This window comes from Shewanella sp. MBTL60-007, from assembly GCF_019654915.1.
GTDB lineage: Bacteria > Pseudomonadota > Gammaproteobacteria > Enterobacterales > Shewanellaceae > Shewanella.
This window is the reverse complement of record NZ_BPET01000027.1, coordinates 41,503-67,537: the sequence shown is the minus strand read 5'-3', so window position 1 is coordinate 67,537 and position 26,035 is coordinate 41,503. Positions and strand designations below refer to the sequence as shown.

Annotated in this window: 22 protein-coding genes; 15 read left to right on the top strand and 7 right to left on the bottom strand. The window is 41.9% G+C overall.

Going from position 1 to position 26,035, the window contains the following annotated elements; translation table 11 throughout:
• From K5Q92_RS12005 to K5Q92_RS11975, 7 genes are all read left to right on the top strand, one after another.
• Positions 1 to 842 (top strand): toll/interleukin-1 receptor domain-containing protein (locus tag K5Q92_RS12005; protein WP_220769231.1); only part of this gene is annotated, 842 nt, incomplete at its 5' end.
• A 117-nt stretch (positions 843 to 959) separates the two neighbouring features.
• Positions 960 to 1,802, top strand: a complete 843-nt coding sequence (locus K5Q92_RS12000; RefSeq protein ID WP_220769230.1) for a lecithin retinol acyltransferase family protein — start codon at positions 960 to 962, stop codon at positions 1,800 to 1,802.
• A 4-nt stretch (positions 1,803 to 1,806) separates the two neighbouring features.
• Positions 1,807 to 2,226 carry a TerB family tellurite resistance protein gene (locus K5Q92_RS11995; protein WP_220769229.1) on the top strand — a complete coding sequence of 140 codons (420 nt, stop codon included), beginning with the start codon at positions 1,807 to 1,809 and terminating at the stop codon, positions 2,224 to 2,226.
• A gap of 160 nt (positions 2,227 to 2,386) precedes the next feature.
• On the top strand, positions 2,387 to 3,160 hold the full coding sequence (locus K5Q92_RS11990) for a DUF5677 domain-containing protein (RefSeq protein ID WP_259649558.1): 774 nt from the start codon (positions 2,387 to 2,389) through the stop codon (positions 3,158 to 3,160).
• 46 nt (positions 3,161 to 3,206) lie between these two features.
• Complete coding sequence (locus tag K5Q92_RS11985) at positions 3,207 to 3,944, top strand: hypothetical protein (protein WP_220769228.1); 738 nt, start codon at positions 3,207 to 3,209, stop codon at positions 3,942 to 3,944.
• 509 nt (positions 3,945 to 4,453) lie between these two features.
• Positions 4,454 to 7,030 carry an AAA family ATPase gene (locus tag K5Q92_RS11980; protein ID WP_220769227.1) on the top strand — a complete coding sequence of 859 codons (2,577 nt, stop codon included), beginning with the start codon at positions 4,454 to 4,456 and terminating at the stop codon, positions 7,028 to 7,030.
• A 770-nt stretch (positions 7,031 to 7,800) separates the two neighbouring features.
• The gene (locus tag K5Q92_RS11975) at positions 7,801 to 9,561 is read left to right on the top strand and encodes an acyl-CoA dehydrogenase C-terminal domain-containing protein (RefSeq protein WP_220769226.1); all 1,761 of its coding nucleotides are present in this window, start codon (positions 7,801 to 7,803) and stop codon (positions 9,559 to 9,561) included.
• Positions 9,562 to 9,689: 128 nt separating this feature from the next.
• Here K5Q92_RS11975 and dacB read toward each other — a convergent pair whose 3' ends face one another.
• Together dacB and K5Q92_RS11965 are read right to left on the bottom strand one after the other, a co-directional pair.
• Complete coding sequence (dacB, locus tag K5Q92_RS11970) at positions 9,690 to 11,129, bottom strand: D-alanyl-D-alanine carboxypeptidase/D-alanyl-D-alanine-endopeptidase (RefSeq protein WP_259649557.1); 1,440 nt, start codon at positions 11,127 to 11,129, stop codon at positions 9,690 to 9,692.
• A 38-nt stretch (positions 11,130 to 11,167) separates the two neighbouring features.
• Entirely contained in the window at positions 11,168 to 11,344 is a 177-nt protein-coding gene (locus K5Q92_RS11965) for a hypothetical protein (RefSeq protein ID WP_220769225.1), read from the bottom strand.
• 255 nt (positions 11,345 to 11,599) lie between these two features.
• On the opposite strand from K5Q92_RS11965, the gene K5Q92_RS11960 reads away from it, so the two are divergent.
• The 4 genes from K5Q92_RS11960 (at position 11,600) to K5Q92_RS11945 (ending at position 14,533) form a co-directional block, all read left to right on the top strand.
• Positions 11,600 to 11,932, top strand: a complete 333-nt coding sequence (locus K5Q92_RS11960) for a DUF1904 family protein (RefSeq protein ID WP_220769224.1) — start codon at positions 11,600 to 11,602, stop codon at positions 11,930 to 11,932.
• A gap of 10 nt (positions 11,933 to 11,942) precedes the next feature.
• Positions 11,943 to 13,256, top strand: coding sequence for a CDP-diacylglycerol--serine O-phosphatidyltransferase (gene pssA, locus K5Q92_RS11955; RefSeq protein WP_259649556.1), 1,314 nt, complete (start codon positions 11,943 to 11,945; stop codon positions 13,254 to 13,256).
• Positions 13,257 to 13,351: 95 nt separating this feature from the next.
• Positions 13,352 to 14,113: a tRNA-uridine aminocarboxypropyltransferase gene (locus tag K5Q92_RS11950; RefSeq protein ID WP_220769223.1), complete on the top strand. Its 762-nt coding sequence runs from the start codon at positions 13,352 to 13,354 to the stop codon at positions 14,111 to 14,113.
• 78 nt (positions 14,114 to 14,191) lie between these two features.
• Entirely contained in the window at positions 14,192 to 14,533 is a 342-nt protein-coding gene (locus K5Q92_RS11945; RefSeq protein WP_220769222.1) for a hypothetical protein, read from the top strand.
• A 143-nt stretch (positions 14,534 to 14,676) separates the two neighbouring features.
• Here K5Q92_RS11945 and K5Q92_RS11940 read toward each other — a convergent pair whose 3' ends face one another.
• The 3 genes from K5Q92_RS11940 to K5Q92_RS11930 all read right to left on the bottom strand — a co-directional run bounded on the left by K5Q92_RS11940 (position 14,677) and on the right by K5Q92_RS11930 (position 18,492).
• The gene (locus K5Q92_RS11940; protein WP_220769221.1) at positions 14,677 to 15,273 is read right to left on the bottom strand and encodes a response regulator transcription factor; all 597 of its coding nucleotides are present in this window, start codon (positions 15,271 to 15,273) and stop codon (positions 14,677 to 14,679) included.
• A gap of 1 nt (position 15,274) precedes the next feature.
• Positions 15,275 to 17,056, bottom strand: coding sequence for a PhnD/SsuA/transferrin family substrate-binding protein (locus K5Q92_RS11935; protein ID WP_220769237.1), 1,782 nt, complete (start codon positions 17,054 to 17,056; stop codon positions 15,275 to 15,277).
• A gap of 212 nt (positions 17,057 to 17,268) precedes the next feature.
• Positions 17,269 to 18,492 (bottom strand): FAD:protein FMN transferase, encoded by a 1,224-nt coding sequence (locus tag K5Q92_RS11930; RefSeq protein WP_220769220.1) that lies wholly within the window; start codon positions 18,490 to 18,492, stop codon positions 17,269 to 17,271.
• A gap of 193 nt (positions 18,493 to 18,685) precedes the next feature.
• Between K5Q92_RS11930 and K5Q92_RS11925 the strand changes: the two genes are divergently transcribed.
• From K5Q92_RS11925 to K5Q92_RS11915, 3 genes are all read left to right on the top strand, one after another.
• Complete coding sequence (locus tag K5Q92_RS11925; RefSeq protein WP_220769219.1) at positions 18,686 to 20,029, top strand: FMN-binding protein; 1,344 nt, start codon at positions 18,686 to 18,688, stop codon at positions 20,027 to 20,029.
• 83 nt (positions 20,030 to 20,112) lie between these two features.
• Positions 20,113 to 21,153, top strand: a complete 1,041-nt coding sequence (locus K5Q92_RS11920) for a porin (RefSeq protein ID WP_220769218.1) — start codon at positions 20,113 to 20,115, stop codon at positions 21,151 to 21,153.
• A 396-nt stretch (positions 21,154 to 21,549) separates the two neighbouring features.
• Positions 21,550 to 22,290, top strand: a complete 741-nt coding sequence (locus K5Q92_RS11915) for an RluA family pseudouridine synthase (protein ID WP_220769217.1) — start codon at positions 21,550 to 21,552, stop codon at positions 22,288 to 22,290.
• Here the strand turns inward: K5Q92_RS11915 and K5Q92_RS11910 are convergent.
• Entirely contained in the window at positions 22,287 to 23,399 is a 1,113-nt protein-coding gene (locus tag K5Q92_RS11910) for a site-specific integrase (RefSeq protein ID WP_220769216.1), read from the bottom strand. The two genes, K5Q92_RS11915 and K5Q92_RS11910, sit on opposite strands and share 4 nt — an antisense overlap.
• A gap of 945 nt (positions 23,400 to 24,344) precedes the next feature.
• On the opposite strand from K5Q92_RS11910, the gene K5Q92_RS11905 reads away from it, so the two are divergent.
• Positions 24,345 to 24,851, top strand: a complete 507-nt coding sequence (locus K5Q92_RS11905) for a hypothetical protein (RefSeq protein WP_220769215.1) — start codon at positions 24,345 to 24,347, stop codon at positions 24,849 to 24,851.
• A gap of 136 nt (positions 24,852 to 24,987) precedes the next feature.
• On the opposite strand, the gene K5Q92_RS11900 is transcribed toward K5Q92_RS11905, so the two are convergent.
• Complete coding sequence (locus tag K5Q92_RS11900; RefSeq protein ID WP_220769214.1) at positions 24,988 to 26,010, bottom strand: oxidoreductase family protein; 1,023 nt, start codon at positions 26,008 to 26,010, stop codon at positions 24,988 to 24,990.
• Positions 26,011 to 26,035 lie beyond the last annotated feature (25 nt).

Genomic DNA, 26,035 nt, shown 5'->3' with positions numbered 1-26,035 from the left:
CACATAAAATTAGTTTAGAAACAAAAAAGGAATCTGATTGTTCTAATAGAATTGGGCAAATTAATAGGTCTATAACTAAGAACACAAGTGAGAGTTTTCTCAAATCTAAGCTTGGAGAGATACAACGTAAACAAAATGACATTGCAAAAATTCAAGTCAAGAAAGCAGCACTTGCGAAAACTGAAGCAGATAAAAGCGGGAAATTATTAAAACTTAAACAAGATTTGGCTAAAGAAGAAAAAAAAGAGAGAAAGAAATTAGCCGTTGCTGCTGAGAGGGAAAGAAAAAGATTACTAGCTCTGGAAAAGCAGCAACAAAGAGAGCAAATAGCGTTTCAACAAAAGCTGCAAAATGAAATAAAAGCAACGTCACAGGCGCAAGAAGTAGTTGTTGAAGATATGATAAATAAATCTTTATTAACAACAGAATATGACTTATTTATCTCTCATGCGTCAGAAGACAAAGATGACTTCGTTCGCCCTCTAGCTGAAACGCTTGAAAATTTAGGGGTAAAAGTTTGGTACGATGAATTTACTTTGAAAGTAGGCGATAGTCTAAGAAAGAGTATCGATCATGGATTAGTCAAGTCTAGATTTGGTACAGTAATTTTGTCATCTTCATTTTGTTCAAAAAATTGGACTCAATACGAATTAGATTCAATGGTTGCAAGAGAGATGGATGGCCACAAAATGATTCTTCCAATTTGGCACAAAGTAACTAAAACTGATGTAATCAATTTTAGCCCTGCACTAGCGGACAAAGTGGCTTTGAATACTTCAATGAGTAGTATTGAAGAAATTGCAGGGCAACTTGCAGAAGTAATCCTACCAATCGAGGCATAACAAGTTGCTAAATCAGGAAAATAACTGTGGCCACGCTTTTTGCAAAAATACGCAAAAAGCCCGCCCTTGTAATTTCCTATTAGCAAAGCGTTAGCCATCTTAAATAAGGAGAGTCATATGCCTCGAATAGGGGATCATCTTAAAAGTTTCCGCGGACTATATACACATCATGGAATTTATATTGGTTCCAGTAGGGTTATTCATTATTCAGGACTTTCTGACGGAATACAGTCTGGCCCTATAGAACAAGTTAGCCTGAAAAAGTTCTGTGCCGGGAACGACTATGTAGTAGTTCCTCACTATGAAAGGAAATATCAAAGGGCTGAAAGTGTTAGGCGCGCTGAGAGCCGATTGGGTGAAGATGCTTATAGTGTGACAGGAAATAACTGTGAGCATTTTGTTAACTGGTGCATTGATGGAGACCATACAAGCGGTCAAGTTGATAAAGGTACAGCTGCCGCATCGGGAACAATGTCAACTGCAGCAGGAATTGGTAGCCGAGCCGCAGTTGCTTCAGCCGGTTCAGTAGCCGGGCTTTCGGGATCTGGTGTAATGAGCGGTCTTGCTTCCTTAGGTGGCGTAGTGGGTGGTGGTGCAGTTGCTGGTCTTGGGGTACTTGGCGGATCTGGCGGTTTAGCCGCTGCCTCACTAATTAATGACACTGTTCTGAAAGATGATGAAAATCTTGATTGTGACGAGCGTGAATCAAGGAGTGTAGGCCGAAAAGCTACTTATGCGGGAGCAGCAGCCGGGACGGCTGGGAGTATTGCCGCTGTTAGTGCTGCTGGTTCTGTTGCCGGTTTAAGCGGAGCCGGGATTACATCTGGGCTTGCAGCCATTGGAGGAAGTGTGGGCGGCGGCATGGCTGCAGGCGTTGCAGTAACTACAGCTGCACCAGTAGCGGCCGCAGCAGCAGTCGGTTATGGGCTTTATAAAGCCGTTAAATGGTTTAAAGGATAAAACAGTGTTTATTAATCAATTATCAAAAAATGAAAAACAAGCCTTAATGTCACTGCTCGTTGATATCTCAAAGGCCGATGGAAATTTAGCTGATTCCGAAATAAATTTTCTAACTGCATACGCAGAAGAAAACAATATAGAACTTAATCTTTCCGAGACTCCATCAATTTCTGAGGTTTGCAATAAAATTGAAAGCAAGAAAGGAAAAGTTGTTGCCATCCAAGAGATTATTAAGCTAGCAATTGTAGATGGAAATTATGATGACTCTGAGAGGAGTGGGGCAATGACTATTTCAGAGCTCTTGAAATTACCATTATCTAAGTTTGAAGAAATAGAAAGCTGGGTATTAGATGGTGAGCATTGGGTAAATCGAGGCATCCAAATGCTAGCAGACGCTGGTTTTTCAATGCCAAACGAGATGTAAATAGAAATACCCATTTTGTCGTATTTTCTAGTTCTAGGTTTTGGTGTGTTCCATGATACCATCATTAAAACATGTGCTTATGCTAGATGTTGGCATTAGCCAGATGTAGAAGAAATACCAAAACCAAGTGTTTAATTGCCCCATTTGGGGAGCTAGTAAATTGTTACACGGTGAAAATGGTTCAATGAAGAATTATCACGAATCTTTTGAAAAATATGAGTCTGCGCTTTTAGAATGTACAAACCTGTCTCAAAAGTGTACTGGAATACCATCACCAACCAGTTCCCACTTTTTTGCTTCGTTGTTATTTACGAAGTTATGTAATTGTGCTAATTCCATTGGTCGCTTGGCTCCAAAACCCGACCAGATAGGTAAGGATGCTCACTGGGATTACAGTTCTGTTGCGTCTTTAACTAGAGATCTTATTGAATGCTATCTTACTTTTTATTATCTATGCATTGATAAATGCTCAAGTGAAGAATGGAATGCACGTTGGCAATTGATGAATCTACACGACCATATGTCAAGGGTTAAAATGTTCAATACTTTGGGCATGCATTACGAGGAAAAGGAAGAAGCTAAAGGCGTAAAAAATGAAGTCATTGATAATTTGAAATCAAACAAATGGTTTCGTGAATTATCAGATAAACAGAAAACACACTTTTTAAAAGGTAAAAATGCTTTTTTTAAAAGTCAGGATGAAATACTGGCTGCAAGTGGTGGTAACGTCTCAGACTTCAGGTTTAAATACATATTTGCATCTAATCATACTCATACGTTCCCAATGGGATTCTATAGAATGGCTGATGGTAATAGAGGTCGTGGTGTCGAATCACAAATAGAGATTCGATACACCGCACTGTGTTTAGAGTGGGTTTCGGAGTATTTACTCAAAGCAAAAGCAGAATTCGGCGGTAAATTTGAAACCCTATAATAGTGCAATCCGCAGTGTAGAAAGTTGTTTTAAGAGGAAGTATTGAATGCAGTGGATATCTGCTTATAGTCGTTTGTTCAGTATGTTGGATAAAACAAGCTCACCCGCTTACCACAGTGGTTCAGCCTTCATAAAGGTCGTTCAGCAGTTTGACCGTGGCTTGCCAGGCTATTCGCTCTACATTGAAGAAAGAAACAGGCTAAAGCAGAGTACAACTCGACGTGATTTTTACTGGGACATTCTCCAAAATCTAGATGAGTCAACACGGTTCGAAGTGTTTCGTGCCTTTATAGATATTGTCGAGCCTCATTGTCCTACGGAAGCCCAAGATCTTCGAGCATATATGTTTGGTAATGGTAACCCTGTTCCCAAGGCCACCATCCCTAACCATCAGTGGAGTTCTGATAAACTCAACTCGACACTGTCTAAAATTGACAATGCAATAGATACGGCAAACTACAACAATGCAATGACTTTGGCATATACATGTCTGGAGGGGTTGTATAAATCCTATGTTCAGAAGCATGTTCCTGCTAGCAGTAATGTCACTGATTTAATACCGTTATCCAAGCTGGTTCGAACAGACATTGATTCAAAACTCTCTGCCGAAGGTAGTTATCCAGTTCAAATGGTGACAAGTATTTCTACACTTACCAGTGCAATTGCAAACTCTAGAAATAGTTTCAGTGATTCACACTTTGATCATGATGCTAATAAATGGCTAGCTATTTACAGTCGAGATTTAGTTAACTCTATTGGACGCTTGTTATTACATTTTCTGTGAGCCAATCAACTAACAAATAAGAATAAGTGCCGCGCAGTGCAGCCGACACTTTATTCGATGCTGCTTTATGACGTAAATAGCTCGAATGAGCATAGGCTGGTTGTGCGCCCGTTACTTTTTACAGGAAGAGCGCCGCTAGGAAGAGACCTGAATCATCGGACTCTTTTAATCAATTCTTTGCCCAAACTCAGCTTATCCGAATCTAACGGCTTAGAGTGTCAACACACACTTTGCCCCGTTTTAGTTAAGAGCGTTCTTCACCCATTCCACAGCCCCCGATCTTTTCCTTACTGAAACTAATCTTTCTAGCCCCACGAATTCAGCCTGCGAATACCTATTTTGTTGGCCGATTAATCAATAACCAATCAGATTCCCTGGCGATCGATATCAAGTCTAGCTTATGCGATTGGTGGTATATTTCGTCGAATGTTTTAGGCACCGATGACATTTCGTGTTTTGATAAGTAAATGGCATTAGCGTTAGAAGCCTGTGCCCATGGAGGGAATAATATGTCAATTGAAAGTGTTGTTAGTTGGGCTAATAAGTTAAAAAAGAATCTATGGTGGCGTCATGCCATCAGATTAGCTGCTGAGAAAGGTGAGTTAGGGGGTGATGACTTACAACTACTTTTCACTATTGCCAAAATGGAACATGGCCTAGAGATTCAGGATGAATCCTACTCAGACTACATTGCGCCACTAGACCTTACGGGGTTTGGTGAGGAAGGACAGGCTGTAAATCTGAAGAGTATTGGCAAAGTGAAGCATGTATCCGCATTGGTTTCTGATGCCTTGCTGGAATTCAAAACCGAAGGTCTAACAGCGGTTTATGGTGACAACGGCTCTGGTAAGTCGAGCTATGCAAAAATCCTCAAGAACGCCTGCTTAACTCGCGGTGATACACCTAAAATCCTATCTAATATTTATAATGATAAATCTGGACACCCTTCAGCTGAACTCTCGATTGTCCTAGTCGAAGAACAACATGATGTCGAGTGGGCTCTATCTGCCACCCCACGAGAAGACCTAAAGTCTATTCGTGTCTTCGACAACACCTCTGCTGCTCACTATATTTCGGGTGAAGATGCTATTGAATACAAACCTGTTGGAATGAAGCTCTTGGCCCAGCTTATGCGAGCCTGTGAGTTTGTGCGTGCTGAAAACGATAACGAGAAGAAACCATTTGTTCCATCTTGCCAACTGCCGACCTTTAAACCTGGTGGTGAGGTTCTTGCTCTTGTTTCAACATTGTCGGCTAACACAAAGCCTGAAGATGTTGACGCACTTTGCATCGATAAAGAAGCAGAAGAGTCGCTCCCTGTTCTTGTTGAAGAACTAGCGAAACTAAGAACCAGTACTCCTGAGCAGCTTCGCAAAAGTTACAGTGACAAGTGCAAGGGGCTACAGCCATTGTTTACTCATTTGGATAAACTGAAAGAGAAGTTAGAACAAGATCGCTTCGACTTAATCAAGGCTTCCTACGATGATTACAAAACAAAGCAAGGCGCTGCGGAGTTAGCTCGCAGTCAGGCAGTTGATGGTCATGACCTCGCCGGCATATGTTCACAAGAATGGGCGCAGATGTGGTCCCACGTTAAGACATTTGTTCAAACTCATAACAGTAAGTTAGCATTTCCACCACCTGAAGGGTCACCATGTCCTACGTGCCTCCAACCTATTTCGGGCGAAACTGCAACTAAGCTGAAATCATTTGACGACTATTTGAAAGATCAAACTCAGGTAGAAGCCAAACAAGCGAAAAGAACGTTTGACACTTACATTGCGAACCTGAAGATCCTCAACTTCGATCTAAAGCCATATGAACTGGTTTTAAGCAAGATCCGCGACCACAATGCAGAGTGTGCGGAAAGCATCGTCGCACTGAATGCAAGCCTCGAAACTCTTCGCGACAATTTAGTTAAGATTGAACCGGACTTTACTTCTATCAAGGTTGACTTCAAGGCTGTTAACTGGATTGCTGCTCAGATAGCCTCATGGAAGAAGAAAGAATCTGAAGTTGCAACGAATGAAGGTTTAGCTAAGAAGATTTCAGACATGGTGGCTCAGATCCAAGAACTTGAGGACAGAAAGGCCTTCACTGCAGTTAAACAAAATGTATTAAATGAGATTGCTCGTCTGCAAACTCTCGCTCTATATAATAGTCTTGGTAGCTCTTGTCAGTCTACGTCTATCACCACTCAAACCAACGCTATCGCCAATAGTGGTGCCGTAGGTGCTCTGCAGGATGCATTCAGAGCGGAACTAGAGAAGCTAGGCTTTGACAACTTTGATGTAGGTACCGTTACTCGCGGATATCGTGGCAAGCAAATGCTCAAGATTCGTCTAGCAGATAAGCCCAACGGGATCACTGATGTCGCAAGTGAAGGGGAGCAAAAGTGTATTGCCCTTGCTAGTTTCTTAGCTGAGCTTATTGTAGATAACAGAAAATCGGCCATTATCTTTGATGACCCAATTAACTCACTCGATCACAGATGGCGTCGCTTGTTCGCTGATCGCATCGCTCAAGAAGCTTTAACGCGTCAGGTGATTGTGTTCACTCACGATATGTCTTTCTTGAAGATGTTAGAGGAATCAACTGGGGTAGCTCAGGCTCCTTTGGAAGTGGTTTCTATTCGTAAATTAGGCGATGTAGCAGGTTATCCTTTCCGAGAGCCGCCGTGGGATGTAAAGAATACAAAAGTTCGAGTTGGTGAACTGAAGAACCTGACGCCTCAACTCAAGAAGATGGAAGCATCAGGTAATTTTGAGTACGAATGGAGAGTTAAGCATGCTTACGGTTTGATGCGTGAAACTTATGAGCGTCTTGTTGAAGAGTGGCTACTGGGAAAAGTTGTTGAGCGATTTGGTCGCGCAGTTAAAACTCAAAGCTTGAAAGAGATCGTCGACGACGTGACCTCTGAGGACAATGATATCATCAATGCAGCGATGTCTAAATGCAGTACTTATATGTGCGGCCATGACAACGCAACTAGATTGGCAGTTGATTGTCCTCGCGCGAGTGAATTTGAGAAAGATGTAAATGTTTTGGAAGAATATTTCAAAGCTCTGAAGAAGCGCCGAAGCTAAAATACTAACTAACGACAAATCGCCGTACTAAGATAAGGTACTACATCTACAAAGTTACTTACTCTAACTATCTGCTGAACCTTGGTGTTAGGTGTTTTTGGCTGCGTCAGCAGCCAATGCTCTTAATACCAAAGCCTTCTACTTCATTTTTCCCAAACTGAAGTTATCCGAAGTAGACGCATTAGAGCATTAGTTCTAACTCGGTTCTGTCCAAAAGTGAGTTGGCAGCAATTAGACAAGCAAATTTGATGAGATGAATGCTGAGGGCCGTGATCTTCGACAGCAGGGAAGCTGTCGTAGAGGCTATTGGGACACTTCTTACTAAATCAAAAAATGAGCCGTGTCACTGAAGTGTTCATACATTCAGCAACCAGGCTATAAATCTAATGAAAGCGAAAATCTAGGACAGGTATAACTATTTTAAAGCTCGAATCTCACCACGTAGCGCTTCGCTTTCACAGAGGTCGCGGAGAAGAGTGTTGAGCAAAAGAACAACATGTTTGATGACGAGCTTTTTACTGCTGCTTTGTTCTAGCTGTTGATTACTTCGTGTAGCTTAGCGCTCCGTGTCACAATAACATCCGTGTTTAACGGCCAGTTCACTATCCCTAGCTCTCGCTCATTAGTACATGGCTTCGCCATATTCGCCGTGGTAAATCGCTTTTGTCTAAACATGTGCTTAGAAAAGTTTTCACCTAAAAGGGTGTCTTTTTTGGCTACATCTGATAGATTTGAAACAACTGTTTAAATCTAATGTTTAAGAGCCCTATATGAACCCTTATAACGCCCCGTTAGCCGAGATGCGCTTCTTGCTTGAAAAAGTGTTTGATGCTCCACAAACTTGGTCTGAAATGCCTGCAATGGCTGAGTCTGTTGATATGGATACAGCTGCGGCTATTTTGGATGAAGCAGACAAGATTAGCCGAGAGTTGATTCATCCTATTAACCGCAGTGGCGATGAGCAAGGTGTTCGTCATGAAGCTGATAAGGTGATCACACCAGATGGCTATAAAGCGGTATATGACCAGTATGCAGAAGGGGGCTGGGTAGGGCTATGTGGTGATCCTGAGTTCGGAGGCATGGGAATGCCAAAGATGCTCGGAGTGCTTGTCGATGAGATGGCCTATAGTGCATGTAATGCCTTTACCCTTTATGGCTCGTTAACAGCAGGTGCTGCGCTTGCTATCCATGCCCATGGCAGCGATGAAATTAAAGAGCAATATTTGCCAATGATGTACAGCGGCCAGTGGGCTGGTGCTATGGATATGACTGAGCCACAAGCGGGTTCAGATCTGCGTAACATTCGTACTAAGGCTGTACCTAACGGAGATGGAAGTTATAAGATCTCCGGCAGCAAGATTTTCATTACCGGTGGCGATCATGACTTAACTGAAAACGTGATCCATCTAGTATTAGCTAAGTTACCGAACACCTCTGGGATTTCACTGTTTTTAGTGCCGAAAATTAAAGTTAATTCAGACAATAGCTTAGGCGAAGCAAACGGCGTCACTGTTGGCTCTATTGAGCATAAGATGGGACTAAAAGGCTCGGCAACGTGTGTGATGAACTTCGATGACGCTGAAGGGTATCTCATCGGTAAGCCAAACCGTGGCCTAGTTTGTATGTTTACCATGATGAATTACGAACGTCTAGCCATTGGTATTCAGGGCTTAGGTACCTCACAAGCGGCCTATCAAATGGCTGCTGACTACGCTAAAGAGCGAGTGCAGGGCGTAGCTGCTGGTGGTTCACCTACGGGGGCGAGTAGCGATCCCATCTTAGTTCATGGTGATGTCAGACGTATGTTGCTGACCATTAGAAGTTTGACTGAAGCTGGCCGCGCATTATCGGTTTATACCGGACAGCAATTGGATCTAGCCAAATATTCGCAGGACGCGGACCTAAAGGCCAAAGCTAGTCGTTACATGGGGCTGCTAACCCCTGTATCAAAAGCATTCCTAAGCGACCGTGGCTTAGATGCTGCGATTATGGCGCAGCAGGTATTTGGTGGTCATGGCTATATTCGTGAAACAGGTATCGAGCAATTGGTACGTGATACACGAATTGCACAGATCTATGAAGGTACTAATGGTATTCAGGCGATAGACTTCTTAGGCCGTAAAGTGACCGGTGATAATGTGGCAACACTATCGGAGTTTATTGCTGAACAGCAGGCCAACGTCAATGGATTTACTCATGTCAGTGACGCAGATAAAACTAAGGTATTGGGGCTGTTAGAGCAGTTATTAACCGTTGCTAAACAGGTTAATGAAAATAAGCTTACACAACCCGCGCTTATTAATGCTTGTGCGGTCGATTATCTCGACGCGTTCGGTTATAGCCTATATGGCTGTTTCTGGTTAGCTATGTGTGATGCTGCCCATGACCATGAAGATGACAATTTTAAGCAACAAAAAGCGCACCTGAGTCGTTTCTACTTTGATAAGCTGATTACCAAAGCAGATTATCATCTCTCACAGGTTAGCAAAGGGGATGCTTGTATCATGCAGATGGATGCGAGTCTGTTCTAAACCGGTCCTAGTGTCTAGTCGTAACAAAAACGCCACTTTATAAAAAGTGGCGTTTTTATTTATGCCGCTAAAATATGGGCTGAGTTTGTATGGCGGAGCTTTTCAGCCCTAATAGATAGCGATGTTAACTAAGGTTGAGCCTTTTGAACCATAGATTGCAAGAACAACACATTAAACGGCGAAAACTCACTCTTTTTTACCGCAGGGCTATGCCCGTTTTCTAAGATCACAAATGACTTGCTAAGCTCGCCATCTTCTTTAATGAAACCTGCTAAGTTGGCAACCCCCATCATAGAACCTGTTTTAGCGAGTACCGCGCCTTTAAGGGGAGGCGTAGTATAACCACTGCGATATTCTAAGGTACCGCTTTGGCCAGCAACAGGGAGTTGTTCGACTAAGAAGTTTAGCTCTTTATGTTGCTTGATAAGTAACAGCACTTGGGTTAATTGCTCGGCACTCAATAAGTTGTAACGCGACAGACCTGAACCATCGACGATATTTGCGCTTTCAAGCTCAACGCCAAGTTCCATTAAAATCTGCTTCATCGCAGCGCTGCCATTGATAAATGAACCTGGTACACCATAAATTTGTTGGCCTAGGCGCTTTAACAGGCTATCTGCAATTAAGTTATCAGATTTTAGTAACATAGTGTCAGTTAGATCTGAAAGCGGCTTAGACTTATGCTCAGCAAGCAGTAGTGTATTTGGGGGGCGCTTACTGGTTAATAGCACCTTACCTTTAATAGTTATCCCTAAATTTGCCAGCATATTGGTTACGCTGTTCTGGGCATAAAGGGCTGGATCAGAAATGGCGATTGCAAGCTTTAATGGTTTCTGTCCGGCGTGACACCCCGATAGTAAAAACTGGTTATTAGATTGGCGTTGTAGGCTTAATTCACAAAAAGGGATATCACCTGTCTTGTCGAATACGGCGGTATTGGTAATAACGACTGGTTCAAATTGGCTGAACGAGAGTTTGGACTTGTTGTTGGCTAGGGTCGGTGAAAGCTTAGCTTTAACGCAGTTTTGATTAAGAATATAGCGAGAAACTGGTGCGGCATAACAGATCCCTAAATCATCCCAGACCCAGCCAGGCGCTTGAAGTGTCTCTTGCTGATCGCCAACCAAGTAAACGTTACCATCGATATGCTCAAGACCTTGCTTTTGCAACTGCTTAAATAGTTGCCTAAGATCGCTCACCGTCAGCGTGGGATCTCCATCGAATCGAACAAATAGATCGCCCTCAATTCGCCTGTTTTGAATACCGACAAATGCATCGATTTGAGTGCTGAACTTAAAGTCTCTTCCTAGAGCTGTTGTCGCTGCTACGGCCGTCAATAGTTTCATTGTGCTGGCAGGGACGAATAATCGCTCAGCATCTTTACGGTATTCGTTATCAGTGGCCGACCTTGTTTGCCCCTCGCTCCCTAGCGCTCTAACCACAATGGCTGTCTGGGAAGTCTTAGGCTCGATGACTTTGACTATGTTGGCTAAGTAGTCATTAGACTGAGCCGAAGCCGAAAAGACCAGTAAACCAAGCGAGAGAGTGGTAATCAAACGTTTATGCAAAAGTGTGTCCTTATATCCTTGTGATAGTTAACGCCATATTAGTCTTTACCATTAGGCTCATCTTTTTCCATCAAGCGATATAGCCTTAATGTCACAAATAACACCAAGCCAAAAAACAGTGGTAACACCAGCATGCCTAACTGAGCTTTAAAGTGAAAAATACTCCACGCGCCTAGGAGCACAACCAATAGGGTAACTAGCGTCTTAATATTCATCAATATCATCCAAAACGTAAAAAATCCGCCTTATTTTACCAAAACTAGACCTCTTTTTCAGTGACAATAGCGACAAACAAAGGCGCCATTGTGTGGAAAATGAGTGATTGATTATCTTGGTATGAGTGATTAAATATTTGGCTAACAGGGCAAGAAGCCAGCTAAAACTGGCTCTAGAGACCGTTATTAACAGAAAAGCCTTGCTCAAAGTGACTTAAATCGGTAATTTCTATGCCCTTATCTAGGAGGATCTTTATGCCACATATAAGAGTTAGCGGGTTACCAGAAACGGCAGTTGCCACACTGAGTAACAGTTTACTTGAGGCATTAGCCGATATCTGTCAGGCAAAACCAGAGTCTTTCATCCTCGATTGGGTAAACAGCAATAGCTATCGTGATGGTGAACAGATCAAAGATATTGCTCAGGTCGAGGTGTTATGGTTTCCAAAAGATCCTGAAACACACCATCGTGCACAGCAGGCTATACGTGAAGCCTTATTAAAGGTTTATCCGGGGCTACAACATGTCATTGTCATGTTTAGGGAGCTTGAGCCCAGCACTTATTACAAAGATGGTCAGCACTATTAAGGAGAGAGCCTTGCTGAGTAAGCTAGGTGGCATACCGCTACAACCAGATTCGCTTTCTTGGCTATTAACGCCGAAAGCGTTAAAAGCTGAATTGTTATCTCGAATTGCAAGCGCAACGCATTCTATTTATATAGCAGCACTCTATTTAGAAGATGATGAAGCAGGTAGAGAGATTCTAGCTGCATTAATAGAGGCTAAAAACCAGAATCCACAGCTCGATGTTAAAGTCCTTGTGGATTTTCACCGTGCTCGTCGTGGTCTTATCGGCCATAAAGGCGACAGTGGTAATTACTTCATGTATCGCAAGGTTATCGAGGCTGCAGAGCATCCCATCGATATCTTAGGCGTGCCAGTTAAGTCCCGCGAATTTATGGGAGTGTTACACCTTAAGGGCTTCGTTATCGATGATAGCGTGATCTTTAGTGGTGCGAGCTTAAACAACATTTATTTGCACCAAGATGATAAGTATCGTTTCGACCGTTACCATGTGATTGAGTCAGCGGAGCTTGCTCAAAGCATGCGCGAAATGATCCAGCAGTATCTTGTGAATGACGTTGCCGTTACTTCGTTAACACAACCGAAAGAAACTGAACGTCTGCCGGCCAAAATTGAGATCACCGGCCTTAAACATCGTTTATCTAAGGCTGAGTATAAGTTTCAAGAGACTCGGATCGGTAATCGTGTCACTCCCTTAATGGGGCTTGGGCGTAAAAAGAATAAGTTAAACAAGGTGATCGTTGCTATGGTAGAGGAGTCACAAGACTCACTCTTTATCTGCACTCCCTATTTTAACCCGCCCTATATCTTGGTTCGAGCGTTAACTAAGCATCTTCGTAAGGGCAAGAAGATAGATATCGTTGTTGGCGATAAAACGTCAAACGACTTTTATATTCCACCAGAGGAAGAGTTTTCGACCATTGGCGCGCTCCCATACATGTATGAGCAATCGTTAAGAAAATTTGCTAAGCGTCAGCAGTGGGCGATTGAAAATGGTCAGTTAAATATTCACCTATGGAAAGATGGTCGCAATAGTTTCCATTTGAAGGGGATCAGTGCCGACAGTAATCGCCATTTGATCACAGGTAGTAACTTGAACCCTAGAGCCTGGGCACTGGATCTAGAAAACGGGTTATTGCTTCAAGATGAAAGCGAATGTTGGAAAGAGCAGTTTGAGCACGAGCAGGCGCATATTCTCGAGCACACCGAACGCTTGTATCATTATAGTCAGATCGAGACCTTACAAAACTATCCTGCGCCGGTGCGTAAGCTTATGAAGCGTATTAAGCGCTTGAAAGCAGACTTTCTGTTAAGACGTATACTTTAAGTCTGTCGATTGACTAACGATTAAAAGCCTACCGATGAGTAGGCTTTTTCTTTAACTGGCCTAGCCAGCGTAAATATTATTAGGTTTTAGCCAAAATGACTTTGCCAAAGCACGCGGTTCACCGCTTGTATGAATATAGAAAAGCCATCTCCTCACGCCCCTTCACGGCAAGAGGTAAGAATGTGATCCGCTGTCAATCTTGTTTATTGGCAGAAAAATTCTGTACCTGTCGTTATCGTAAGCCAAACGAGAGTAACTTGGCGTTTATGTTGATCATGTATGACGATGAGGTATTAAAGCCAAGTAATAGCGGCCGCCTAATTGCTGATGTCGTGCCTGATACCCACGCCTTTATCTGGTCTCGCAGTGAGCCTAATCGTAAAATGCTGGAGATCATCAAGGATCCACGTTATCAGCCCTATGTGATTTTTCCGTCTGAATATGCCGTTGAGGGCCAAGCTGTCGTAGAGCGAATCGAACCATCGATGATTACAGAGGGCAAGACGCCTCTGCTTATCATACTCGATGGCAGTTGGCGTGAAGCGATTAAAATGTTTAAGAAGAGTGAATACCTGCATGGGTTTCCGCTGTTTTCTTTCTCGCCAGAGTCGACAGCTTCCTATGCCTTAAGAAAAGGTGCACGAGATTTTCAACTCGGAACGGCCGAGGTGGCGGCATTAGCTTTAGCTGCAGCTGGAGAGGTGAAAAACGCCGAGGTGTTAGAGACCTGGTTTGCACTTTTTGTCGAGTCTTCCTTACATGGTCGTAGCCGTAATAATCGCGAAGAGTCGGCGTTGCAGCGATTAAAGCAAGAGTACTTCGATGCCTGTCTAAAGGCTTCAGATAGCCCGAGTTAATCTAATAAATCAAAGCGTTGAATCTGCTGTTATTTGCGTTATGCTTAATATTCGTATTCGAATGGATAGGGGTAACGCATGGGAACAGCAAAGGTTTTACTTTATTTAGGTAAGCCTCATCGCTTTGTTTTTGCCTCTATAATTGGCTTGGTTTGCTTGTCTAATATGATCATACAACAAGCTAATACGAGCCAAGATGAGATAGACTCTGGCATCGCCGAGGCAAGTTTAGTCAAGGCAAGTTTTGCCGAGATCAGTTTACCAAGCGCCCAATTAGGCTCTGTGGTTGATGTTTTAACCAGCTCACTTCTACTGGCAAAAAGCCGTTATCACGCTGGGCTCGTATGCCAAGAGAAAGGCTGGGAGTTCTGTGCGCGTTGGGCACAATCGAGACGCAGCCCCCGAAGCCGGATTGCCTAGCTATCTTTTGCCCCCTTATTTGCAAACGCGTACTTAGTCATCTGCACTAGAAGCTGGCCGTAGTTTAAATGTTCGTTGTGAGTAAATTGCAGTTATTGGAGGCTTGCACCTCCATAAGAGCTGTCTCTATAACAGGCTGTTTATCAGGTACTTTTACCCATTAAAAACGCCAGTTCTGCAACGTTATTCACCTGCATCTTTTGCATCACTTTTTGACGGTGTAACTCCAATGTTCGTTGGGCAATGTTAAGTTCGGCTGCAATCACTTTATTCAGTTTGCCTTCCAAGACCTTTTCCATCACCTCGTACTCTCTTGGGGTGAGTGTTTTGAGCTTTTCACTTAACGCTTCGCGCTCGACTTTACGCTGCATATTGAGCTTTGTCTGTATTTCTGCCTGTTCAAGAAGGGCTACTAGCTTGTCTCCGTCTACTGGCTTCTCAAGAAAGTCTAAGGCGCCTTTCTGTATCGCTTGTACGGCCATAGCAATGTTTCCGTGGCCGCTTAACATGATGATGGCAATAGGGCTGTTGGTTTTAGTCAGGTGGTTGAGTAAGGCGCTGCCATCCATGCCAGGCATCTGCACATCCAAAATCGCAATACCTTCACTTTGGAGTTCGGCTTGATTTAAAAAACTATCTGCTGACAAAAAGCCCTGTGGCTGATAGCCAAGACCATTTAGCATCCAGGTTAACGAGTCTAAAACCGCTTGGTCGTCGTCAACTAGATATAGATTACTCAATTTATGTCTCCTTTATCGGTAAGGTTATGGTGATTGTTAAGCCCGTTTTGCTTGGATCACTATCGCGATTATTTCTCGCTACGATCTCACCATTATGCTCTTCAATGATCCGCTTACAGATAATCATTCCAAGACCTAAGCCATGTTCTTTCGATGTTTCAAACGGGAAGAATAACCGCTCCAACGCCGTTTCACTTAAGCCAGTACCATTATCTGTAAATACAATAGAAGCCTGCTGTGCTTGCTTTGAGAGCGTTATAGATAGGCTAGGAACAGGGCTATTATCCATAGCATCAATTGCGTTACGAATGATATTAACAAACACCTGCTGAAGAAGACTCGGATCTGCAGTTAGCTTAACCGTTTCGCTGGTAAAGACCGGCGTGAGTTGCATACGAGCAAACTCAGCCCCCATTAGGGACAATGTTTCTTCTAACACCTGATTTAAACTACATTCGCTCATGACGCTAGGCTGTTGGCAGAAGTTTCTAAAGCGTTTAATGGTTGATTGCGCTCGGTCAACTTGTTGAATTGCTTTATTCATAGCATCTTTTAGGTCGCTCTGTTCATCGGACAGGCGATATATACACCCTTGAGTTAGATAACGGATCCCGGCTAAAGGTTGGTTTAGCTCGTGGGCGATCCCTGATGCCATCTCACCAGTTAATAATACTCGCTGTGCCTTATAAAACTGCTTTGTCTGTTCCAGCAACGCTTTTTGTGTTTGCGTGTGCTCAAGGACTTCCGCTTGCAGAGCACGTGTGCGTAGTACCACTAGGCGTTTTACTCTGAGGTGGTGGATATAACCCAGCAATAAGACGATGGCTATGGCAACGCCCCAAGGTAGCGCAGTTCGAAAAATAGAAGTCCAGTTAGTAACAAACGGCCATCGCCGTAACTGTTTTAGTAACTTAAATACATGGCTGTCGTTAACCGTTGCTGACCACGAGTCATAGCGCCCGATAATTGCAGCCTGTTCTGAAGGTTTGATGCTTAAGAGAGAACGGATAACATCGGTGGCGACTCGGTGGTCAGTTTTACCAAGCTTGGAGAATGAGTAATAGGGGTAGAGCTGGCTAGATGTTTCACAGTGGAATGACTCACTTGGCTTAGTTAACACGACTTTTAAAATATTTGGGGCGATATCGCCATTATTAATCGCATTCTCAAGTACACAAGTTGGCAGTATTGCGATGTCGGCATCGCCATTAACAACTAGTGATAGCAACTTTTGTTGGGGGAAGCCAACAAATGAGATCGTTTTAAAATCATTAAAGGGGTTTAAATTGTTATGAGCCATCTCGCCGGCAAAAATTTGAAAACCACCGAACGCTTGCTTATCGGTGGAAACGGCTCTGAGTGCTTTTAAATCATTGAAACTATTAACCTGTTGTTCTTGGCGAGTGATTAAAGCCGAACCTACCGCTTGGGTTGGTTGGTTGTTCCCCTTGGGTACTAGTGTCAGCAGGCTGGTGGTACCAAAATCTTTCTTATAACTCACACCTGTTAATGCATTGGTAATTAAAAAGTCCAACTTACCCTGAGCTACCTTAGAGTCCAGTTCACTTGGCGTTAAGGCTATGAGCTCAAAGGGTCTATTGAGATCGGCAGAAACTTTATCGATCGTTGGTTGCCAACGTTTAGCGACGTTGTCGGGATGGGTAAAGGCAAGTACTCCCACTCGAATGGTTTCAAGTTGTTGTGCATAGCTATAACAAGCTATAAAGCAAGAGAGTAAAAGGCAACTAATGGCGGTTAACGGGCGGAGTTTGGCTATCATCATCGAGTACAAGAAAGAAACACCTTGATATTATGACTCCATTATAGATAAAAGTAGTGGTAAACACAGGTGCTCAGTGAAGCATGTCACATAATTTTTAGACCTGCGGAAAACCACTACATCAAAAGTAATTAATGTTCGTTTATAATGATTGAGCAGTAGCTATATATTATCTCTAGCCTTAAACTAAATAGTTAATAAATAATTGGAAGGTTTTAATTAAAGGCTTTTCTATACTTGTTAAAGTCATTGCTCTCTACTTTGTCTCCTTGCTCATTTAAAAACCAAATAGCTTCTACATCGTCATGACTATTTGTATACTTTATTGCGTTATCTAAAGGCATAAGGAAAAGGGCCGTTGAGATAATATCTGCGTAGAGTTGGTTATTATTCATAACTATCGTTGTCGATATACCTTTATCTTTTGGATACAGGGTTTTGGGATTAATTATATGGTGATACTCTTTTCCATTAACGCGGTAATACCTTAGGTAGTTACCACTCGATACCACAGTAATATCTTTGCCCGTTATTACTTCATGGTATTGGTCTTCAAAAGTCTCACATCGGCTAAGCGAATTTTGATATTTTTTACAGATAGGGTCTTCAACGGCCGTCACAAATGTTCGCCCTTGTGGATGAATGCCATAATGACGAATATTTCCACCTGCATTGATCATAAAGTTTTGCATGCCATCTTTTTTTAACTGCAGGTAAACTTTCTCAGCCATCCAGCCCTTGGCTATCCCACCGAGATCTATGCTCATACCTTCCTGCATCTGTATCGTGTTTTTCTCAGTGTCGAGTTTTATATTTTTTATATTAATTAGCGGTTTAGCGGATTCCAGCTCTGCTGCGCTTGGAATTTCGCATCTGTCTTGGAGCTTACGCTCACCAACACATTGTGCTCTGTAATCACGCCAAAGTTGTATTACAGGCGACAGCGCGATATTAAAATAGCCATCGCTTTTGTCATGCCAATCTATGCTCTTTTTGATTAGTTGGGTCAATTTAGGGTCGATATCGTGCTGCTTCTCTGGCGCATTATTAATGCTTTTGATATTTGTCACATGGGGGTAAGTACTGTAGTTTGACGCAAGGTAATGGTACTCTTGTATAACATTTAGTGCGTTACAAAGTGCTAATTTTAAATTGACATTGTCTGTATCATAAACATCTATACTAATAGATGTACCAAAGTATTTAAGGGTGGTTAAATTTGTTACCCCATTGCTCGTGGTAATAATGGCATTCCCTTCACATTGGTATGGGTTACCTTTTGTATCAACATTGATTATTTTAAAATCAGGTGCTGGTGGTAGGTTTGTTAAAAGTTCTGATGCTGCTCTCTGTGAGTTGTTATTTACTAAGCTTATCGTTTCTGCGCTCGTGGTGTTAGTCGCCGCCAGTAAAAGTAATATTGGTAAAATAGGTTTCATAATAATGTTCAGTTGTCGCGTTATTTTTAAATAAATATCATAACTAGCTTGAGTAGTAATAATTTACCCTAGTTTGTGTTAACTGCGTCAAATAATTTAAATCTCCATTAAGGCATTGCGGTTTTCCGCAATTGTTAAGAATTTAAAACCTTTTATTCTGGCTTCAATGAAAAAAAACGTGAAGGCAGACATTATGAAACGCTCAAAAATATTCAATAAAACGCTAGTTAGTAGCGCAGTACTATTTGCGACAATGACCTTAGCTGGTTGTTCAACCACAGTAGAGCAGGGTAAATATGCAGACGGCATTCATGACGTCTCAGCTAAAGGTAAGAAGGGACTCATTACGCTAACGGTAGAGGTTAAAAATGGTCATATTGTTGATATTAAGACCAAATCTCATAATGAAACCGAATCTCTGTATCTAAACGCCGAGCGTTTACTTTCAAAGATCGTTGCAAATAATGGTCACGAAGGTATTGACGCCGTATCGGGTGCAACTTTCTCATCTAACGGTATTTTAGAAGCGGTTAACAGCGTTCCTCGTCGTGACGGAAGTCAGCCTGCCTATGTTGCTGTTGGCTCAAAAGAGGAATCCGGCGATGAAGATTTCAAGCTTAAGTGGTCAATTCAACCTCAGCTAGGTTTGCTTAAGGGAGATTACTACTACGAGGAGGCACGATTCCGTCAGGGCCATATGGGAAGTGTCGCCATTGTAACCGATAGCAATAATGCCGAAGACGTGATTTTTGCAGAGTTTAACGAAAGCGGTCGCCCAAACTACTATACCCGTCTATATCAAGACGTGCCTAAGCGCATGTCTGAATACAACTTTTCAATGGGCAAGAAGAAAGGCACAGCTTGGGTACAGTCATCCTTGACCATGGAAAAGCTTATGGTTGAGCAAGACAAGTTGACGTTTGACTTAAATCCGGATTATGACCCATCTCTACGCAATAAACTAAAAGAACCGAATCGATTGAAGTATGCCGGTATCGACGTAGTCGCTGGTGCCTCTAATAGTATTCAGCAATCTATGGTTCCGTTAACAGCCAAAATCCATGCTCAGATCAATGGTGATGGTACGAAACAAAGATTTTATCAGAACGCTGAAAAGCTCGTTGATGCAAAAGGTAATTGGACTGGTATCACTGCCATGCTGCGACTCGTTGTGGATACCGAGACCAAGCAAATAGTAAAAGCCCATTATGATGAGATCTTTGCCGATGAGAAGGCTCAGATTAAAGATGCATCCTTAAAGAAATTCTATCGTCAATCTAAGTATGAATCTATCAACTATGTTGAGCCAGCACGAATTGGTTTCAATGTGATGATAGATGGCTTGAATGCCCATCTACAACAGGGTGGCTCGCTATTTATCATCGATGATCTGCCTGCCACTGGTGATACCGGAAGCTATGCGGCAACTGGTTTCACTAAGCGTTCAAACTCTTGGGATAACTACTTGAAGCAAGCAGAAATCTTGTATCAAGAGATGCGTCAAGACGGAATGATCAACGAACACAAGAAAAAGTAATCCTGCTCTAGCGGACGACTCCCTATCGCCATAGAGCGCCTGAGTCGTCTGCCTTTCAAATTATTAAAGTACTAAGAGAGAAGATGATGAAAACAGTTAAACTAACTTTGCTCGCTGCCGCCGTATTAGCTTCACCAAGTGTTATGGCTGATGCCTATAAATTCTATGGACGAATTGACTATTCAGTTACTCACTCAGATAGCGGTAGTGCTACCCATAGCGGTAAAAGTGGCACTATTTTAGAAAATAACTGGAGTCGTTTAGGTGTTAAAGGTAATGCGGCGCTTAATGAAGATTTCACCGTATTCTATCAAATCGAAGTGGGTGTTAATGGTGCGACAGAAGGTAAGAACAATAATCCTTTTTCTGCTCGTCCTACCTTCTTAGGTATTAAGCACTCTACTGCAGGTCAACTTGCAGCGGGCCGTATCGACCCAGTGTTTAAGATGGCTAAGGGTACATCTGATGCGATGGATATGTACTCTATGAAACACGATCGTTTATTTGCTGGTGATAAGCGTTGGGGCGACTCTTTAGAATATAAAACCATTAAATGGAACAAGCTACAATTTGGCGCGAGTTACATTTTAGAAGATAACTACTACGGTGAAGACGATGCGCGCCGTGATAACGGAAACTACCAGGTTGCATTAACTTATGGTGATAAGTTATTCAAAACGGGTGATCTGTATCTAGCAGCAGCATACACCGATGGTGTTGAAGATATCAAAGGTATGCGCCTTGTTGCTCAATACAAATATAACAACTTAATGCTTGGTTCTATGTACCAAAGCTCAGAAATTGTTAATCCAAACTTAGACAACTGGCAGCAACGTGATGGTGATGGTTTTATCGTGAGCGCTAAGTATCAGATCGATAAGCTAACACTAAAGGCTCAATACGGTCAGGATGATTCAGGTACAGGTAAAATTGCTGGCCGAGTTTATGACAAATTAGGCGCAGCTGCTACAGAGGTTCCCGAGGTTTCACAGTGGGCAATTGGCGCTGAATATCGCCTGTCAAAAGCGACTCGTATACATACAGAGTTAGGTCAATTTGATGTAAAACAATACTCAGATTTTGACGATACAATTGCGAGTGTTGGCTTCAGAATCGACTTCTAGTCAGCGTTTCAACCTCTATTTTCATTTCTCGTTTTATGATTTGCCCCCTAGGAGCGTATAAGGATATACGCTCTGCCTAATTAAGCATCATCTGTTAATCTATTCATACACTTGTGCTTATTCTATTCACTATTTTGACTTGATATGCAGATTGGTGAAAAATATCTCGGGGTTATATTTTTAAATATGCATTATTATGCAGAATGATGCATGTGTGGGTTGTCGCCAAAATTTGGTAAACCTATAACAATTTAAATGCTATTGATATAAATGAATGGTTAAAATTTAACGATTTTCGCGGTTATATCATCTCATCACACTCCTTAATCTATTCGTTGTTTAATGCAAACTCCTGTATCATAGGCCGTCATTTATCTCTTTAGAGCATTTAGCGCATTGCAAGTTTCCCCATCATCGGCAGACGATTTCATCGCGCCTCCCTGTCTTGAAGAGATCACCATACTGTTTCAAGATGAGCACCTTTTGCTGATCAATAAGCCTTCAGGTCTACTTTCTCTATCGGGTAAAAATCCTGCAAATCTTGATTCTGTTCATTACCGACTTGTTAAGGATTTCCCCGGTTGTACCTTAGTTCATCGCTTAGATTTGGGGACTTCTGGCATCATGGTGATAGCGAGAAACAAACAAATTAATGCGCTCTTGTGTAAGCAATTTAGTGAACGTACGGTGTTAAAAACCTATACTGCATTATTATTTGGCGAGCTTAATAAAGATAACGGAGTGATCGATGCGCCGATTGCGAAAGATAAGCCCAACTTTCCGTTGATGAAGATCTGTGAAAAAGAGGGCAAAGCTGCCCGTTCTTTGTACCGTGTTTTAGCCTTAGAATCTTATTCTAGCCTTGATAAAAATGCAGAGATTAATAGCTCGAATGAGAAAGCGATTGACCATTTGCTACCAGTTACTAGAGTCGAGTTCATTCCAGAAACAGGCCGAACCCATCAACTACGGATCCACAGTGACTACTTTGGTCATCCGATTATTGGCTGTGATCTTTATGGCTCCGAGATCTCTTATCGACTCGCACCAAGGTTGATGCTACATGCGACTCGGCTTGAATTTGACCATCCCATCACTGGAGAGCGAGTCTTTGCAAATAGCCTTTGTCCCTTTTAATCCTTAGGTTTTAAGTAATGCCTCAATGATCTCGGATCTGTATGGCCTGTTCTTGCCATGATATAGAGATGGTCTTTATCATTTTCATGGAGCTGGGTGACACATCCACTTCGTAAACTGTGCGCGCCATAGAATCGGGAGTTGAGTCCTGCCTTGTCACAGTATTTTTTTATCATTTGATAAATATCATCACCCTTTAAGAAACCTTTGCCCATTTTAGATTGAGTGATCTGGTAATCTCGAACCGAATTACCATCTCGACTCAGGGAACGAAAGAGGTGACCCTGTTTTATCTTAGTGGCATCTAGCCATTGTTGAACTGCTTCATAGGCAGAAAAAAGTTCATGTTTAGGAAGATCTTTCCATTCTCTTTGCCCTTGTTGATTACTTTTAGAATAGGGCACACGTATTTTTAGCTTCTCTCTTAAGAAACTAATATGTTCGACTCTTATCTCTGCCAATTCTGAACGTCGAAAACCACCTTGTAACCCAAGCTGTAAAATGGCTTTGTCTCGTAATCGAGTTAACTCCTGTGGTTGTTGCTCGACCACTGCCAGTAACATTTCCAACTCATCATAGGTGATCGGTTGCTGATCATAGTCGGAGATCTGACGGTATTGATTACGCATCAGACCACGCATCACCCTGATCACATGGGGGTGTTCAGTTGGTGAATGATATCCTGCTTGTATATGGAAAAAGCGAATTGCTGCTAAACGGGTATTAATGGTTTGTTTAGATAGCTGGTGGCCACTTTTCTCCTGATAGATTTCTTTTTGATGACCGATAAAAGAAATAACGCTCCTCGGATCTGCGGGCAGGGCACTTAGATTATGATGTTCGCAATAATTGTTGAAAATAGCAAAACTGGAACGATAGACTCGGCGCGTGTTGTTTGAGATCTCATATTGAGTCTCGCTAGCGGCACTCTTGTAGTCATCCAGGATTGAAACTGGAAGTTGCTGTTCTTGGAAAAACTTTTCGTTGGGGTTATTCGGATCGCGTTGTCCATTATGACCATTTGATAAGCCGGCGCTAAATTGACCTAAAGCCGACTCTTGTTCATTAAAAGCACCTACTGGCTTAGGAAATTGTTGTTCCGAATTCATTGATCCTCACTAGCCTTTAATCTACAAAAGTGACGTTAAATCCATCATTTAACGGCGAATATTCTACTGAAAAACCATTATCTCTACCAGTGATAATCGCCATTATCACTGGTAGATATAGTATTTGCTAGTATTGGTGATTTTGCGAACACTATTTAAGCGTAGAGCTGGGTTGGTGCTTAAATAATAAGCAAATTAAGTGCTTTGGATATTGGCGCTATTTTTAAAATAAACAGTACATAGATTGGTGGTGGCTACGTTTATTAAAGTATGGTTTAACCATATTAATGAGCGATTAAGACGGGGATCTGCAGCCGATGATTAAAAGTAACTATGATTAAAACAGACGAAGGATAAAAAGATACGAAGGATTAAAAGGGCGACACAGGTATAAGCTGACTCGATCATGTTATCGACTGTATATGTGTATTCGCTTAATTAGCAGGATGGTATAACTTTTCTGTTCTCTAAGTTATTCATGTTTAACTTTCTAGGCGAGAACTATTCAGTGGTTCAAGCTAAAAGTTAAATGGCGTATGAGCATAACTAAAACGATGATGCTTTTTACAGTCGAGTTGTAAAATTTCTGCAGCATCTTTTTGCTGAGTGATAGGTACAGCTATCACTCAGGGAAAACTGAAATATGCTGGCTAAACGAAATTATCAGTTAGTGTGTCACTATAGATTTGAAAATAAGACAACTGATAGCGGTGGAGGATACCAGCCACTTCTTACTTGTAATTGAATGCATTAATAAAATGGTGTCACCATTTTATTAATGCAAATTAGAGACGTAGCTCATTTCAAGAAAAAATCACATAAAACTAAAGAGTTAGATACTGCATTAGTAAGCAAACTTGGTTATTATATGGTTGTACCATACTTTAGTCATTCAGCTTGTCGGCAGTAAAGTCTGGTGAAATAAATTATTGAGAGTAGAGTAAAATGCAAAAGAAAATTGACAGTGCAGGGGAGAGTTGGCAGTACCATCAGCAAAAACCTACGGCAGGTCGGAAATTAAAATTGTTAGAAGCAGATGAATTGCTAGTAGCTCTGCCTCTAATCTATCGTCTTATCTCTTTGGCGGAAGTTGAAAAGAGAAAAGATTGGTTTTACGAATTCGAAGAAACAGTTGAACGTGACCAGCTCTACATCATGTTGACCGAAAGTTTGTCTTCGCTAAATAAGATCCGCAAACAGTCGACAGGTGTTGAAGAAGCCTTGATACAAACCAATTTACTGCTTAACCGCTATTTTAGTGATTATGGTTGGAGAATGGTACGAAAGGAGTTGTCACAAATAAAGAAACGTAAAAAGAAATCTCATATTGAGATTGGCAATGATCTTGTCATAAAACTAAAACAGTTCATGGCGGTAAATCAAATTGATACTTTTGACCAAGCCATAGATCACCTATTGAGTGAATATCCAAAAGAAAATGATGAGTATTGACTTGCAAAATTAAGCTTCGGTTAGTCTCGCTTAGCTAGGAATATTGAAATAAATAGGCGTTCGCTATTATCCCGAATTACAAAATCATACCCTTGCAATAAAATCTTGTAGCCTTGGTGACATTCTTTAATAAAACTCAAATGGATGCTAGGGCTCGATTTGTGATCATCTGGCTAAATTGATTTCTCTTTTTGTGGTCAGGAGCCCAACCCACAAGAAAGCGTTCGAAGTCAGCCCAGGCTAAATCCACCAACTCTTGCCACTCTATAACCACTAAATTAGCGTCTAACATAGGCTGGTATAAGCCTAAAGCATGGGTTAAACAGTCAAAATAATCATTCACTAATAACGTAAAATTATTCTTGCACTCTGTTTCCGATAAACAACTGCCTATCAGATAGATTAAGTCTTTAACACCGGTGCCACTACCTACATACTGAAAATCAACAGCGGCGACATCGGAATAATTAGGAGTGAAACAGAAATTAGCAACCTTTGCATCACCGTGAATAATGGTTTTATATTTGCATTTATTCAATGCTTTATCGATTTTAGAAGCACTCTCTTTCAGCTTTGAACTCGGCATCGCCTGCCATTCTTCAAGGCGAGTCGCAAGATGCCAGTAACTGCCGATTGTCCAAAGTCCATCATGTTTGTGGTCTGTTGAAGAGTTAATAAATTTTGCATGAAAATGCGCTAACCAACGAATGCACAATTTTGTTTGCTGGACTGTTAGGTTTGTCGCTCGAATAGGAAAGCCCTGATCATCGAGGTCTGACATTAAGATGAGTTGGCATGGGTTACCGTTCTCAATAAAACGATGCTCGCCAATAAAGGTCGGGACGCGGCACTGAGCATCGCATTGTTCGGCGAAGGTTTTATAAAAGTTAACTTCAACTTTATAAGAGTCGACTTTTCGTTGATGGGACACCGAAGTTGACCAACCTCTGGGATGGCAAACCTGTCTGGGAGGAGAGACGTGTTTAACAATAAATTGTCTAATACCAAACTTTTGAATTAACTCAGGTGAGGTAAAGCGGTATCTAGCAATTTCGCCATATCCAGACCAAAGTGATTGAATAATTTCGATTTTTTTGAAATCAGTCGACTTAAAAAATTCGGCTAAAACATTTTCAATTGAGTTATTCATAAGATCCATTAATGCGCCTAAGTGAAATCTTGTT